Annotated in this window: 13 protein-coding genes and 1 tRNA gene; 5 read left to right on the top strand and 9 right to left on the bottom strand. The window is 40.5% G+C overall.

Features of this window, described 5'->3' with window-relative positions; all coding sequences use genetic code 11:
- Positions 1-61: 61 nt before the first annotated feature.
- From J2Z48_RS00910 to J2Z48_RS00890, 5 genes are all read right to left on the bottom strand, one after another.
- Positions 62-1,228, bottom strand: a complete 1,167-nt coding sequence (locus J2Z48_RS00910) for an anti-sigma factor family protein (RefSeq protein ID WP_307250085.1) — start codon at positions 1,226-1,228, stop codon at positions 62-64.
- Entirely contained in the window at positions 1,228-1,758 is a 531-nt protein-coding gene (locus J2Z48_RS00905) for an RNA polymerase sigma factor SigX (RefSeq protein ID WP_307250083.1), read from the bottom strand. Before J2Z48_RS00905 ends, J2Z48_RS00910 begins: the two co-directional genes overlap by 1 nt.
- Before the next feature lie 198 nt (positions 1,759-1,956).
- Positions 1,957-3,123, bottom strand: a complete 1,167-nt coding sequence (locus tag J2Z48_RS00900) for a C1 family peptidase (protein WP_307250081.1) — start codon at positions 3,121-3,123, stop codon at positions 1,957-1,959.
- A 129-nt stretch (positions 3,124-3,252) separates the two neighbouring features.
- On the bottom strand, positions 3,253-4,449 hold the full coding sequence (locus J2Z48_RS00895; protein WP_307250079.1) for a C1 family peptidase: 1,197 nt from the start codon (positions 4,447-4,449) through the stop codon (positions 3,253-3,255).
- A 173-nt stretch (positions 4,450-4,622) separates the two neighbouring features.
- The gene (locus J2Z48_RS00890; RefSeq protein WP_307250077.1) at positions 4,623-5,375 is read right to left on the bottom strand and encodes a DUF6060 domain-containing protein; all 753 of its coding nucleotides are present in this window, start codon (positions 5,373-5,375) and stop codon (positions 4,623-4,625) included.
- A 164-nt stretch (positions 5,376-5,539) separates the two neighbouring features.
- Between J2Z48_RS00890 and J2Z48_RS00885 the strand changes: the two genes are divergently transcribed.
- Positions 5,540-6,139 (top strand): thermonuclease family protein, encoded by a 600-nt coding sequence (locus J2Z48_RS00885; RefSeq protein ID WP_307250076.1) that lies wholly within the window; start codon positions 5,540-5,542, stop codon positions 6,137-6,139.
- Here the strand turns inward: J2Z48_RS00885 and J2Z48_RS00880 are convergent.
- Complete coding sequence (locus J2Z48_RS00880) at positions 6,108-6,794, bottom strand: zinc metallopeptidase (protein WP_307250074.1); 687 nt, start codon at positions 6,792-6,794, stop codon at positions 6,108-6,110. The genes J2Z48_RS00885 and J2Z48_RS00880 overlap by 32 nt on opposite strands.
- A 276-nt stretch (positions 6,795-7,070) precedes the next feature.
- Positions 7,071-8,294, bottom strand: coding sequence for an MDR family MFS transporter (locus J2Z48_RS00875; RefSeq protein ID WP_307250073.1), 1,224 nt, complete (start codon positions 8,292-8,294; stop codon positions 7,071-7,073).
- A gap of 96 nt (positions 8,295-8,390) precedes the next feature.
- Here J2Z48_RS00875 and J2Z48_RS00870 point away from each other — a divergent pair, with 96 nt between their 5' ends.
- From J2Z48_RS00870 to J2Z48_RS00855, 4 genes are all read left to right on the top strand, one after another.
- A complete protein-coding gene (locus J2Z48_RS00870) occupies positions 8,391-9,434 on the top strand; it encodes an NAD(P)H-dependent flavin oxidoreductase (protein WP_307250071.1) in 1,044 nt (347 codons plus the stop codon).
- A 180-nt stretch (positions 9,435-9,614) separates the two neighbouring features.
- Complete coding sequence (locus J2Z48_RS00865) at positions 9,615-10,871, top strand: dicarboxylate/amino acid:cation symporter (RefSeq protein ID WP_307250069.1); 1,257 nt, start codon at positions 9,615-9,617, stop codon at positions 10,869-10,871.
- Between the two features lie 118 nt (positions 10,872-10,989).
- Positions 10,990-11,065 (top strand) — tRNA-Ala (locus tag J2Z48_RS00860).
- Positions 11,066-11,461: 396 nt separating this feature from the next.
- Positions 11,462-11,923, top strand: a complete 462-nt coding sequence (locus J2Z48_RS00855) for a hypothetical protein (protein WP_307250067.1) — start codon at positions 11,462-11,464, stop codon at positions 11,921-11,923.
- An 84-nt stretch (positions 11,924-12,007) separates the two neighbouring features.
- On the opposite strand, the gene J2Z48_RS00850 is transcribed toward J2Z48_RS00855, so the two are convergent.
- A complete protein-coding gene (locus tag J2Z48_RS00850) occupies positions 12,008-14,098 on the bottom strand; it encodes an LTA synthase family protein (RefSeq protein WP_307250065.1) in 2,091 nt (696 codons plus the stop codon).
- A 173-nt stretch (positions 14,099-14,271) separates the two neighbouring features.
- Positions 14,272-15,159, bottom strand: coding sequence for a YegS/Rv2252/BmrU family lipid kinase (locus tag J2Z48_RS00845; protein ID WP_307250064.1), 888 nt, complete (start codon positions 15,157-15,159; stop codon positions 14,272-14,274).
- Between the last annotated feature and the right edge of the window lie 28 nt (positions 15,160-15,187).

Raw genomic sequence — 15,187 nt, 5'->3', positions numbered from 1 at the left:
CTTGTCCATATAAATGGAAGCAGAGCCACCCCATTCGAGGTCACTCTGCTTAATTTTCGTTTTACTTATCCAGTTTTTTAGCTAGTTCGATCAATCGATCTGCTCCGTTCTGATAAACCGACAGAGTATGGATCTTTCCATCCTTTTGCCATAGTAGAACGGCAGCTCCATCCTCTTCCTTCATCATAACGCCTTTAGCTCCATTCACTTGTACTTCACTCACTTTACCCATTCCTTCTACTACTGGAATCGGAAGTGTACTTTGCCAATCCTGAATCGCCATCATCTGTCTCTTCAGATCGGTTGGAATAAATGGCAACGATAGGATCGAGTCTCTTAGTTTCGCAACATCTACATCCTTATCTACCGTAAGTTTCGGAGTACTCGCTACCATGTAATGAAAATCGTAGTTCGTTTCACGTAGAGTTAACATCGTTGTTTTAGGAATCTCTACACTAAACGTCTTCCCATTCAGTTTGCTTTCCAAATCCACCTTAGCACCCAACTGCTTTAACACTTTGTTTACTCTCTCTGTGTTCAGCTGGAAGTTAACCTTCATCGGATCCGTTACGTTGATGCCACTTACCGTATATCCTTCCGGTTTTTTTGGTAAAGAATCTTCCTTTTTCACTGCCTGCTCATAGGTATCATACTGGCGATGGCGATCTTTCTTTTGCTCGCCTTCTGTCCAAATCTTACCCATTCCTTTTAAATCAAGATTACCTAGCTCTTTATTCTGAAGAAAAGCCTGCATCTGTTCAAGATCTTTCTCTGTCAATTTAACGAGCTCAACTTTATCCACCCGGAAAACAGATAGTAACTCACTCGCAGACGCTTGTACTTGTGGGATACTAAATCCTCCAATCACAACAACTGCTGCTGCCACACCCGAAATCCAACGCTTTGTATTTCTTTTCATATTCTTCCATCTCCCTTTCACACTATTTTCTTGTATTTGAATTAGTTGTCTCATTGGTTTTTCTTGGGCCTGAATCTGCTCATTGACGCAAACCCAAGCTCGATCCACATCGATATTTAAAGCCTCATCCACTCGAGGAAAACTATCTGTGATATGGATTCGCGTCCAGTCCTCTAAATCCTTCATCTCATTCATCCGAGCTAGGCATTCGGGGCATTTTTCGATATGCAAAGCAATCTGCTTACGTTCGTCGCGAGTTAGCTCTCCATCTAAGTAAGCTTGCTTGAGCATCTCATCTTTACATACCATCAGTCATCCCCCCTTATCTGTTTGTATTTTTTGCGAAACCTCTCTTTGGCTCTAGATAGAAGGGTCCCGACTGATCCCTTTTTTATATTCACGGCTTCTGCCAGTTCGTCATAACTAAACCCAGAGTATTTCATAAGCAATAAGTTCCGTTCTCGCTCATCCATCTGGGCGAGGATATCTCTCACAGTAGCAATTTCATCCCGCGCGAGCCATCTGTTTTCGGTAGAAGGTATGGTTCCTGTCATATGGAGCGACTGTTTTTCGATCCGTGCCAAATGCCGTTTCTCAGATCTCACATAGTTATATGATGAATGAATTGCCATTTTAATTAGCCAAGCAGGTATATGCTCGATGCTTGACCGATCCATCCGGTAAAAGCGAACAAAAACATCTTGAGCAATGTCTTCCGCAATCGATTGGGATGGAACAATTCGCATGATTTGTCGCACAACCATCGGATAGTGGTTTTTAAATAAAGACTCGAAGTCATCCTTTTCAGGCTCATCTTGCATCGATATCAACTCTTCCATTTAAAACCTCCTCTCCGCTTCTCATATAAGATAGACACCGGAAAGGGTCATTTTATGACAGGTACATTTATGAACAATTTGTGACGGTGATTTTATGTATGTGTCTACTACTTTCAGTATCATCCTAAAGGAGTGGATAAATAACAAATTGCCATTGCACAAAAAAGGGACCTCCTATATAGGAAATCCCTTTTCTCATTAACTTGCTTTATCTAGCTTCACTTTAACTGGTTGTATATTTTGCATAGTCTCTTCTTTAACAGTGAAACTACGCGTATCGCCTCGATAGTTTCTGGCCATCACATAATACTCATACGTAGCACCAGGTTCAAGACCCACATCAGTCACTCTACCACCTGTAAAACTCTTTGTGTATTTGCCATTGCGGTATAAGTCATAACTAACCGCTTGAAGTCCAGATGCAGATAGAGTAACAGTAGTATCTGTCTTAGAGGATACAGAGAACTTCACACCTTGTGGTGGATATTGATTATTGTTTACTGTTGCCACATAAGCATAAGCGTTGGTCATTTCGAAGAAGATATCGTACTTCATATACGCGTATCCTTTATCTCCAAACTTATCGCCCCAGCTGTTGCGGACGATAAACCACTCATTCTCGTCATCATATCCAGCTACTACTAAAGCATGTCCACCACGAGATTTTTTCTCCCCTACAGCTGGGATAATCCCTGTGGATGGGGTCGCATCAAAGTTCGGATACACTGGAATCCCGATCATCACAGGATCTCCATTGGCAACAGCTTGCTTGATATTGGAAACCATGCTGCTGTTTTTGTAGATATAACGGAACGTGCTAATCTTATAAGGAGCCGCATTTTTGCGTTGCAATGCCGTAATCGGAGCCTTAAACTGATCTTTATTTTCACGGTTTGGATCATATAGACGCTCTGTTTCAGGAGGAACTCCTTCTTTGATCAACGTGTCAAAAGCGCTGTAAAACGACATTCCATCTTCTGCTCCACTTGGATAATAAATATAAGAAGGTGACAAGTGCGTAACATCGCTACCTCTCGCAGCTGTATATCGTCCGATATAGTATTCGCGCAAGCCCGTCGTCGCAAAAGCTACACAAGTTCCAAATTTAGACTGACTACGAATAGGTGCAAAATACTGACGTAAATCAATTTTCGTAGGAAGAGCTTGTTGCGAAAATCTTTTTGGAGGTGCATATGCTTGCATATCCTTTGGTATCGGAGCATCTTTTAAGCCCGTACCATACGTAGAAAAATCATTTGGGTTAAAAGGCTTTTTCGCTGGCTCTGCCCCGGCACTGCTTGTCCCAATTAAGGTACTCGTTAATGTAAATACCGAAGCCAAAACCCATAACAACGATTTTTTCATCCATCTCTCCCTTTCAACAGGTAAATGTATCAAACATTTTTATTATACTAATTTTTATGTATATTTTCAATATTGTTTTTTTGTATATAGAAAAAAGAGATCCCCTATGATAGGAAATCTCTTTATAATTCAACTTGCTTTATCTAGCTCTACAAATACAGCTGATTTCTCAACTGTCACACTACGTGTACCGCCTCGACCATTTTTCGCCACTACATGGTATTTGTATGTAGCATCCGCTTTAAGCCCTTCATCCTTCACCGAGTTTCCAGTAAAGCTCTTTACATACTTACCGTCACGGTACAAATCAAAGCTGGTTGCACCAATCGCGGACACATCCAACGACATCGTCGTATCCGTTGAAGTGGATACAGATAATTTCACACCTTGTGGTGGATATTCGTTATTCCGTATATTCGCCACATATCCAAAATCATCGTTCATCTCTTTGAAAATATCATATCCCATATAAGCATAGCCTTTATCTCCAAACTTCTCGCCCCAACTGTTCCGGATGATGAACCATTCGTTCTCATCATCATAACCAACCACCACAAGGGCATGTCCACCACGAGACTTCTTCTCTTCTACTGCTGGGATAATCCCTGTAGATGGAGTCGCATCAAAGTTTGGATACACTGGAATCCCAAACATAACTGGATCACCATTCGCTACTGCTCGTTTCACATTATCCACCATACTACTGTTATCTCTGATAAAGCGGAACGAATCAATCTTATACGGAGCCGCATTTTCCCGTTGCTGAACTGTTTTTGGAGCTTTAAACTGATCCGTGTTACTACGATCTGGATCATATGGGCGCTCAGTCTCTGGCGGAACTCCTTCTCGTCTCAATATTTCAAAAGCAGTATAAAAGGATAATCCTTCATCTGGACCACTTGGATAGTAAATATAGGAAGGAGACAAGTGCGTAACATCTTTTCCTTTTGCCTCTGTATGTCTTCCAATATAGTATTCACGCAAACCTGTCGTCGCAAAAACCACACAAGTTCCAAATTTAGATTGACTGCGAATTGGCGCAAAATACGGACGAAGATCTACCTTTTGCGGAAGAATCTGATCCGGATTAATCTGTTGTCGATTCTTCCCCTGTTTCTTCAATTCATCCTTTGTTACAAATCTCTTCTCAGGAGTGTACTCCTTTAACCCCTCCGGTCTAGGGCCATCTTTTAAACCTGTACCATATGTAGAAAAATCATTTGGATTAAATGGCTTTTGCTCCGGTTTCGCCTCAGCACTCGAACCAAATAGAGTACTCGTCAGCGTAACCACTAAAGCCAACATCCATAATAAAGCCTTCTTCATTCATCTCTTCCTCTCTATGTTGAAAATAACCAGCATTAACATTGTATGAATTTTACTGTTAATTTTCAATCTTTATTATGAACAAAAATAACTAAAGTTTTCTTTTTATATAAAAAGTAAGATTTTTAATAACAAAAAAAGCTCCCTTAACGAACAGGGAGCTAAAAATTTTTTTACTCATGAACAAATGTTACATACCCATCAAGTTGTCCATTCACTTTTAGAGGATATCTAGCATCTACCCAATGTGTTGTTGGTTCACCTACAGGATCTCCATCAATCGTTTTCCAAGTTTTCGCCCATCCTAACACTTGTCCAAATTTCGGGTTAAAAGCAATATATCCTCTGGTGCCAGATGCGAGGTTAAATGTATAAGTTGAAGAAGCTGAAGCTGAATATTGCCATGAAAAACCAACACTTGCAGTTACCTTTTGAAACATTTCTCTAGAAAGACCAATATTCACTGTGTAAGATTGACTAATAGACCAGTTTTGAGCAATTGAACAAGACACTACATTGCGGCAGTCAATCGTATTACTAACCTTTTGTAGACCTTTAGAAAACGTATATTCCCCTGTTTTTTCAAACTCAGAATAAGGAGGCGTTCCCTCTTCTATCTTCTTACTCGCAGACATCGGAGCAGATGATCCTGATTGAGGCAAACTTTTCTGTTGCTCTTTCGACTTCTTCACATCTTCCATGTACTCTTTGAAGTCTACCTTCTCCAAAACTCCATCCTTATTAGGCTTATATACAGCTCCTACATACACCTTATTAATTGGATCGTAGTTACGTTCACTTGCAAAATCAATTACTTTCGTTTTCGGAGAATCATTTTGAGCAGATGCCATTGGTGCCTGAACTAAACTAATGGAGCACACTGTAGCGAACGCTAAAAACCCTCCAATAATTTGCTTGAATTTCACCGTTCATTCCTCCTAAATGTGTCTTTCTTTAAAATAGATTTTTCTTTCCTAATACTCTATAATAATAAAATGATATTTTTCCTTTGTATACTTCGCAAAATTGCATACTATTAGTTAAAAATATAATTTATTCATTTATTTCATTATTTAGGAGAGCTAACCACATGTCTCAGAAAACGATTCCTACCATGGTCCTATTCATATTTTTTCTTCTCATCATGATCGGCTGTAGAAATACCAGCCCATCACTCCAATATGAATCATCAGAAAAAGTCGCCATCAGCTCCGTTTTCGTAATCGACGGAGATACCATCCAAGCCAAAGTAAAAGAAAAAGCAGAGACCATTCGGTTCCTACTTATAGACACCCCTGAAACAAATCACCCACAACTAGCGAAGCAACCCCTCGCAGAAGAGGCCAAACGATTCACCCATCTTCAGATTAAAAAAGCACAAAAAATTGAACTGGAATATGATCAGTCAAAGCGAGATAAATACGGAAGATTACTTGCTTATATCTATGTTGACGGAGAGTGCCTCCAGGAGTCATTACTTCGAAACGGTCTAGCCCGAGTCGCGTATGTATATGAACCGAACACTCGGTATGAGCAGGAATTTCTGAGTATTCAAAAAGAGGCACAAAAAAAGAAAGCTGGTATCTGGCAATGGGATCGCTATGTGCAACCAAACGGCTTTGACGCCCAGCAAATCCCAAAAAACCAGCCACCAACTATTAATCGTCGTCCGAAGACCCAAGGAACATGAATACAAAACGGAGTAATTCCATCACAGAATACAACGCTGCTGCTACATACGTAAGGGCAGCGGCATTTAATACTTTGTTCACACCATGCTCTTCTTCATGACTGCGAATAAATCCATCACTTACTAATATCTGCTTGGCACGACTACTCGCATTAAACTCCACCGGCAATGTAACTAATTGGAAAGCGACAGCTACCGAGAAAAAGATAATTCCAATCAAGACAAGTCCCATCGCTTTAAATATAAAACCAGCCAATAGAAGGAACGGAGCAACTCCTGAAGTGAAATTTACAACTGGAAACATGCGATGACGGAGAACCAGCGCTCCGTACGATTCCTTGTGTTGCAAGGCATGTCCACATTCATGGGCCGCTACTGCAACGGAAGCAACGGAGTGACTATAGTATACAGGCTCTGATAATCGAACCACACGACTAATGGGATCATAGTGATCTGATAACGAACCCGGAACAGGCTCGACAGGAACATCACGTAATCCATTTCGATCTAGGATATGACGGGCTACTTCTGCACCCGTTGCACCAGAGCTAGCATTATATCTAGACCATGTTTTAAAGCTACCTTTCACTCGAAACTGCGCCCAGATGGTTAAGGCAAATGCAGCGAGCGATAGCACAATGAGTAATAGATTCATGGGCATAAGCTCCTTCCCGATTTTATGCTATATAAAAATTATATCATATAAAAAAGTGTACCCCTTTTTTAGTAAGAGAGAACACTTTATTGTTAAATATCCTTTTATTTCCGAGAAGGAAGCACTTAAATGAAACATATCCACAATACTATTTATGTTGGCTGGAAAACCTCTTTTTGATTCAAATAAAAAGACAACCTAATGAGATTGTCTTTTCCTTATTCATTATTTCTATATAATATCGACTACCCTACCTTCATCTTTTTCGATATTTCACTAAGCTACCTTTGGTACTATGCGCTCTTCCTTCCTTGCCAGAACGGATTTTGCACGTAGAAGAAACGGAATTCCGAGCAACGTAACCAGAACGAGCACTCCAAAGATGCTCAGAGGTTGCTTTGCACCAAAGTAACTTAACAACCAACCACCCACAATCGGTGATAAGACATTTCCAATCTGCGAAAATCCCATGGCTCCAAAATAAGTACCTTTTAACTCCGGTTTGGCAATGGAATCGATCAATGCATCCACCAGTGTAAAAACGAGGATTTCCCCAATGGTAAATAAGATGATTGCCATGCCAAGTGCAAAGAAGTGGGTAGTAAAAGCCATGCTCAAATTACTGACACAGATCAGTAGATTCCCCACTATCAAAACAGTGTAGGGTGAAAATTTTTGTGCGATCCGTACCACTGGATACTGAAATACCAACACAGAAATGGCATTAAGAGACATTAGATAGGATATTTTCACTCCATCTTCAAAGCCAGGAAGCGTTGCGAAGTATTGTGGAAAAGTCGCAGTAAGGCTTCCATAACCAAATGCACAAAAGAGAACCCCCAAAATCGTGAATAGGAACACGATATCCGTCCTCGTTACATGAAAAGCTCCCCGTAAGCTAATTCGCTCAGAAGAATCCTTCTTGCGGAAGAGTTTCGCATAGGCACGAGATTGATAAATTAGCACCAGACCATAGAGACCATATACAACAAAAGCAAAGAGAAACGGAGTAGTGGTTTTCGATGATCCCAGCACAACCCCCACTAAGGGTCCAAAAACAACTCCTATATTAATTGCAGCGTAACGCAAATTAAAAATGAGGAGTCGCTTCTTTTCCTCCGTTATGTCGGATAAAAGCGCCCGAGATGCAGGTTCAAACATCGATCTACACAAGCCATTAAGCGCATTGACCAGAAAAAAGGCAAGAACACTTTGACTAAAAGCAAACACTAAAAAAACAAAAGCTCCGCCAAAGACGGATATCAGCATAACTATTTTTCGTCCAATTTTATCTGCTAAAAATCCTCCATAGAAGCTAGCTAGGATTCCAATACCCGCACTAGCAGCAATCACCAATCCAGCTTCGAAAGGGGTTGCATGAAGGACATTTGTCAGATAAATTGCTAGGAAAGGGATACTCATCGAAGTCGAGAACCGACCAAACATGGTGCCTATGATAATAGTCCAGCCGATTGGATGAATATCCTTCAGATCTTTCATCTTTTGTCCTCCTTTACGTTAGATTCTGAACAATCTCAAATAATATTATTTCATATTTGTATAATATAATCTAGTAGAGAAGATAGGAGGATCCTGATGCTAAAATCGCTTTCTATTCCAATTATTCAAGCCCCTATGGCGGGCGGTGCATCTACACCTACGCTTGCTTCAGCGGTATCCCGAGCAGGTGGACTTGGCTTTCTAGCAGGCGGTTATAAAACTGCCGAGGAGATGCGAGGGGAAATTCTCACGATGTATCAACAAACCAAGTCCCCATTTGGAGTCAATCTATTTGTACCAAGTAATGATGTGGTTGATTTAGAGAAAGTAAACGATTATCGAGAAAAAGTTCAAACAGAAGCAAACCCATTTGGAATCAGACTAGGAGAGCCTTTAGCAGATGATGATGAATGGGAAGAAAAAATAGCTGTCATCATGGAACTCCGGGTACCTGTTGTAAGCTTCACTTTTGGTTGTCCTTCAGTTGAAGTGATAAACAATTTGAAACAGAATGGGTCGTATATCATCGTCACCGTAACAACTCCAGAGGAAGCGTTGATTGCAAAGGGATCCGGAGCAGATGCTCTTAGTGTACAAGGGATCGAAGCAGGCGGACATCGCGGCTCATTCTTGCACAATCGTCTTCATTCACAAGAGGAAGATTATCCTTTACTAGTCCTATTGCGCTTAATTGCTGAATCAGTTGATATACCACTCATCGCAGCAGGCGGAATAATGCACGGAAAAGATATAACAACAGCACTCACAGCTGGGGCTTGTGCAGCTCAACTAGGCACTGCTTTTCTTCGTTGCCCAGAAAGCGGAGCACATCCTGTTCACAAAGCCGCACTAATCAATCCTCGGTTCACCTCTACTGCCATCACCCACGCTTTTACGGGGCGGCGTGCAAGAGGGTTGCTAAATCGTTTCATGATGGAGTACGACAATATGGCTCCCTATGCTTATCCACATGTGCATCATATAACGAAAAGTCTTCGCAAAGCCGCAGCACAAACACATAATCCCGAACTGATGTCTTTATGGGCAGGACAAGGTTATCAATCTGCACAAGAGATCCCTGCAGAAGAACTGATACATCTTCTAATGAAGCAAGTCCGTGGAAATGAACCAAATGAATAGGACACTCACACACCATAACCCTTGGTAAATCAGGGGTTATATCATTTCATAAAAATAATCCCTACTATTACCACCTATCTTAAGAAAACGTTTACTTTTCGAATAATTTTAGATAGTATATTATTAAATTTCATTTCTTTACGGATACTCATTAAAACGAAGAAAAAGAGGCTTATATTTATGAAAAAACTTTTTTCCAATCTAACCTTTCAGGTACTCATTGCAATTTTTCTGGGAATTTTATTTGGTTTCTTAATGCCAAGCGTCGCAAAAGAGATGAAGCCTCTCGGAACACTTTTTATTAACTTAGTGAAAATGTTAATTGCTCCCATCATCTTCCTAACCATCGTCTTGGGCATTGCGAAGATGGGAAGTATGAAGAAAGTGGGACGAGTCGGCGGAAAGGCTTTGCTCTATTTTGAAATTATTACTACCATCGCTCTTCTGATTGGTCTTCTTGTCTCTCATTACATTCAACCCGGGGCAAATGTGAATTTGTCATCCATCAAATCAGGTGATGTAACCGAGTTTACCAAAGCAGGAGAGAAGATGGACTGGGTAGATTTTTTCGTTCATATCGTTCCCGAAAATGTAGTAGGCGCCTTTGCCAAAGGTGATATTCTACAAGTCGTTCTATTTGCCGTTCTCTTCGGATTTGCGCTTGCTAGCTTTAGTGATGACTATAAGAAACCCATCATCGATCTATCAGAGCGAATCTCTAACGTCTTCTTCCGCATCGTCCAAATCGTGATGCGTGTGGCTCCAATCGGCGCCTTTGGTGCGATGTCCTATACCATTGGAAGCTTCGGACTAAAAACCTTGATGCCACTAGGAAAACTCATGCTTTCCGTTTACATAACCATGGCCATTTTTATCTTTGTTGTCTTAGCTATCGTTTGTAAAATTTATAAGTTTAGCATCTTTAAATTCTTGCGATTCATCAAAGACGAAATATTGATCGTGCTCGGAACCTCCTCTTCTGAGACAGTACTTCCTAGAATGTTAGACAAAATGGAGAAGTTTGGTTGCTCCAAATCCGTTACCGGGCTTGTTATCCCAACAGGTTACTCCTTTAACCTAGACGGTACCTCTATCTACCTATCGATGGCCGTACTCTTTCTCGCTCAGGTATTTGGCGTCGATCTCAGCATCTGGCAAATGGTTACCATTTTCGGAATCCTCATGATTACTTCTAAAGGGGCCGCTGGAGTCACAGGTTCTGGATTTATCGTTCTCGCTTCCACCCTCTCCGCCTTGCATGTAATCCCACTGGAGGGTTTAGGATTACTACTAGGAGTCGACCGATTCATGTCCGAAGCTCGTGCGATCACCAACTTAATTGGAAACGGAATTGCTACCGTGGTAGTCGCTAAAAGTGAAGGCGAATTTGATGAAGAACAAAACAGACGGGCACTAGCCGAGATGAAAGCATCTTAATAGACTTCAACTCTACAAACTCCGCTCTCTAACGGGCGGAGTTTGTAAAACAAAGCTAATAGACCTAATAAGTGATTATTTACTTTCTATTCATTTCATTGTATGATGAATTTGTTATGGGGCATTAGCTCAGCTGGGAGAGCGCTACACTGGCAGTGTAGAGGTCAGCGGTTCGAGCCCGCTATGCTCCACCATCCAAACCCTCGATTCTTCGGGGGTTTTTTGTTTTGTAAATCACTAGAACCACTTAACTAACCTTTTCCACTGAGCTAGTTAAGTGGTTTTTTATACTTCCCATCGTATATATTTACATAAAATATATAAATTTATTTTAAAAATAAATGATCATAAAGTTCATTAAAACCAATTATACTTTACTGAAAAAAATAGAAATCATTTATGACATCCCTTAGATCCTTTTAATATGTATCATTAAAATACTATACGACCATTTCAATCTAGTAATTCACACATAAACAAAACATTTATAATAAAATTTTAACTTTAAATTTATATAAAAACATATAAATATATATTATTGTGTGATATCATTTGATTGTTCTTAAAATATGAATAAGGGGTTGTTGTTAATGAATGCAAAACGTTTGGTAGCAGGAATGATCGCATGTGGAGCTTTGGTAGTAGGTGCAGGGTTTGCTACACCATCCACTACTCATGCAGCTGAAGTTAGTAAAGTATCTCAAGGTGAATGGGTAAATGCTGATTTCACAGTAGAGCACAATACTTCTATTCCTCAAGTAGTATCTGCACAAGTAGATACCAAAGTAGAAGGTACAACTATGGTGAAGCATGGTAAAAAAACATATGTATATCTATCACTCGGCACTCAAGGTGCTGTGTATGATTTCAATGTAAAAACAGCAGTTATTAAAGATGGCAATCTTTCTCTATTGGTTCAAGCAGAAATGAATCCTATAACCAGAAAGCTAATGCCAAGCCCAGAGTTTGTAGTTCTTTCTTTCGATAACACCAAATATCAAATCAATGAAGTACATGGGCATCTAGTTGAAGGCGCGATTCCTGTTCGTTAATCAGTCACCCGACAACAAAAAAAGCTCCCCTCAGATAGCAGTTCATCCATTACAACTGCTTACTTGAGAGGAGCTTTTCGTTCTTTAATCCTTCATCTGAAAAACATTGGAGACTGCTAGGTCAATTCCTTTCGTATCCACATTTTTCACTTGAACCTTAGCCTTTCCGAGTCCTTTTGCTTGCTCATCCGACACGACTCCTACTAAGCTACCGTCTGGCTGGTACGTAGTCTTCAGCTCTTTTCCATCTAGATAAATCTTACTCGGACCTGAAAAAGTTTTTCCTGTCACTAGGATTGATTTTTCTGTTCCAGACCCTTGCAGAGCGACATGATCAATTGACATTTCACCGTAGCCGTAAACATACTTTTGGCTTGCGATTTGATCTTTTAACTTACCGTATCCATATCGCTTACCAAACAGAATATCATATTGTAACATCCGGTAATCAGTTAGATCCTCCGATTTCATCCCTACCTTGTTATAGGAATCTGGCGGTGGAATAACAGGGAATCGCTTCGACAGATTGTAAAGATAATCAGTATAATAGGTTCCTTCTTTTTGGGCTAAATTTAGCACATACGGGCCTACAAACGCAGAACTAATATCTAACTTGTCTTGATGCTCTGGTAGATAATTATTCCATACCATGAGCGGAGTACGATACATCTTGTTCAAAAAATCGGGATCACTTGATCCACTAATATAGTTCGTTTCTGTATAAGCTTTGTAATTAGCCCCAAGTGCTGGTAGATGATCTCCAAAGAAAACAACAATCGTTGGTTCCTTACTCTTCTCGTAATGCTCTACCAATGTTTTTAGCATCTCATCCGCACCAGCAGTCCCTGTGGCGTAATTTTCTAGCATATCCTTTGTTTCTGCTGACACTTGACCTTCCACTGTAACCGTCTTTTCGTTCTCTTTAAATTTATTTTGATAAGCTCCGTGATTCTCCATCGTATTGGCAAAAATGAAGTCAGAACCAGAGCTTTTCTCTGTGGTTTCAATAATTTTCTTCGCAACTTCACTATCAGCGATTTGCGGCCCTTTTTTCTTCTGCTCAAAAAATTCTCCACTGATATAACGGGAAAAACCAAAGTTTCGATATACTTTGTTAGCCTGATAATACCAGTTATGAGTTGGAGAAATCGCGGTAGAAGTATATCCTTGTCTCCCCAAAATACTCGCGAGAGAATCAACACCATTATTTACATATTGATTATACGCCACTGATCCAGACGGAAGGAAACGAACCGTATTCCCTGTCAACACTTCAAACTCCACATTCGCTGTCCATCCTCCGAATTGAGGGGATAGCATCTCTCCATTAGAGTATTTCTTTTGTAACGAGTGATAGAATGCCATTGGATCCTTACTAAATTTTACATTCTTCATTTTAGTCGGATCCCATAAAGACTCACTTAAAACCACAATAATATTCGGATTTACCTTCGAACTCTCTTTCACGTTTTTCGAGGTACGATCCATCAATGACTTAATTTTTTCTTCACTATATCCTTTCGGTTCTTCAATAAACACCTGATCAATATTTAACATGGTAGAAACCAAAAATCCATTTCGAATGTAGTTATTGACTGGATAAACGGAAGAATGTGAGATTCCTAGCATCTTTTTGATCGGAATGGGCTTATCTGTATAAGCCATACTTAGCAATAGGATTGATAGAACAAGAAATAGGCCTCTCTCCAGCCAAGAAAACTTCTTTGGGAAATGAGGTAGTTTCTTCATTAACACGATGCTTACTGCTATAAAACCGAGCACTATCAGAACCATATAAAGAGAAACCTCTTGCACATACCCTGTAAGATCAAATGCCTCACTTGCAAGTAACACATCCCAAGGCATCAAAGGAGTATCGATAGTCCTCCACTTAATACCACTAATAAACGCAACGGCTACCAAAACCGCGCCAATGATCCAATACGCGACCTGTGCCCGTCCAATCAGGGCAATCAAAAAACTCAACAAGCTATAAACAATCAAAAAAGTGAGCAGAACAGAAGGAAAATCATGAATATCAAATAACCATCCTGCTAATGATCGAAAGCTTCCCCGGTTGAGCAACTCTACGACCACAACGAGAAGCAAGGTTAAGATCCATAGAGAATATCGAGATTTCATATAGTTTAATAGGCAATTTAATCTTTGTTTCATCCGATTCTATCTCCCATATATATAAAGTAGTATAGACATTAATATAGACCAAATGATTATAACATGGAAATCGAATTATTTATGAACTCCAATTTCATCCAACCAAGACACAAAAGCCCTCTACAGATGCCGTTGATATCTTCAACCAACTATTATCTGTAGAGAGCTATTATTTAAGGAACAAATACTTCTAGATGTCCTGGTAAGATCTCAAATCGACCTGCCAACTCACCAGTAGCCCACTCTCCATCTAAATTTAAATTGAGGGGTTCTGGTGTTTTGATATTGAGACTCTTTGTTTGAAAATAGATGACCCTGGAGTCATTTACATGTTGCCCACGATACGCTAGGGCAGCTAAGTGTAAGAGATCTGGAATTTTTGTCTTCGGCACAATAATCACATCAAGTAATCCATCATGCAAGGTTGCTGAGGGAGCAATTTTTTGAAATCCACCTACGGAAACACTATTCGCGATTAGGAAGAGTAGGACTTCAATCTCCCACTCTCCCTCTGGTGTCTCGATATGAATCGGGAAAGGCTCGCTTAGAGTACCTAATTTCTCGATTGCTTTCGCATAGTAAGCCAACGGTCCCAATACCGTTTTTAGTTTACTAGGTGCTTCATAGGTAACTTCTGCAATCCGTCCCGCAGCTGCAACGTTAATAAAATAACGCTCTCCATACTTTCCTACATCAATTCGCTTTGTCGTGCCTTTTTTTACTACGTCGCTTGCCGCCAAGATATCCCGCGGTAATCCAAGGGCTCTAGCAAGATCGTTTACTGTTCCCGCAGGTAGGATCGCGAGTTTAGGCGGATTCGGGTGACTCGCTAATCCGTTCACCACTTCATGAAGGGTTCCATCCCCACCTGCAGAGACCACTAGATCAAATCCTCTTTCAGCAGCGAGTTGTGCTTCTTCTGCTGCACTCCATCGATACTTGGTTGCAAAACAAGATGTCTCATAACCTGCGTCTTCCAACCGATTGAGAATCTTGGCAAGGTTTCTCTCGACCAATTCCCGTCCTGCCGTTGGATTATAGATAAGGCGAGCACGTGGCATAAAAAGCCCACCCTTCCCTCGATAAGCT

Origin of the sequence: Croceifilum oryzae, from assembly GCF_030814315.1 — a bacterium.
In the GTDB taxonomy this organism is placed as follows: Bacteria; Bacillota; Bacilli; order Thermoactinomycetales; family Thermoactinomycetaceae; genus Baia; species Baia oryzae.
The sequence above is the reverse complement of the archived record's forward strand: the minus strand, read 5'-3'. Positions and strand labels throughout refer to the sequence as shown.